The organism is Pauljensenia sp. UMB6358, assembly GCF_030216865.1.
Classification (GTDB): domain Bacteria; phylum Actinomycetota; class Actinomycetes; order Actinomycetales; family Actinomycetaceae; genus Pauljensenia; species Pauljensenia turicensis_A.
The window spans coordinates 1-244 of record NZ_JASOMS010000256.1 but is presented as its reverse complement, the minus strand read 5'-3'; the positions used below and the strand labels follow the sequence as shown (position 1 = coordinate 244).

1 protein-coding gene is annotated in these 244 nt (G+C 52.9%); it reads right to left on the bottom strand.

Annotated features, from left to right (window positions below; translation table 11 throughout):
- Positions 1 to 165, bottom strand: a 165-nt coding sequence (locus tag QP381_RS09375; protein ID WP_285068772.1) for a proteasome accessory factor PafA2 family protein, incomplete at its 3' end; no start/stop codon positions are given.
- Positions 166 to 244: the final 79 nt, after the last annotated feature.

The following is a 244-nucleotide window of genomic DNA, read 5'->3' as shown; positions in this document are numbered from 1 at the left end:
TCTCATGTCATTTAGAGGATCTTCTCCGGCATAGTCCCAATCAACGCCAACTCGCGAAGCCTCACGGTAAGCATTTACGGCCGCAGCTGAAAGAGCGATGGCGCCAGCATGCGGATCCGTTGGATCACTTACCCCATATTCGGTCTCTGTTCCGATTAGCCTCATTGGCCCTCCCACGGAATTATCTTAGTGACCTTTGCACCGAACATACCCATCCATTCTTCGGCTAGTGCAGCTCCTCCCA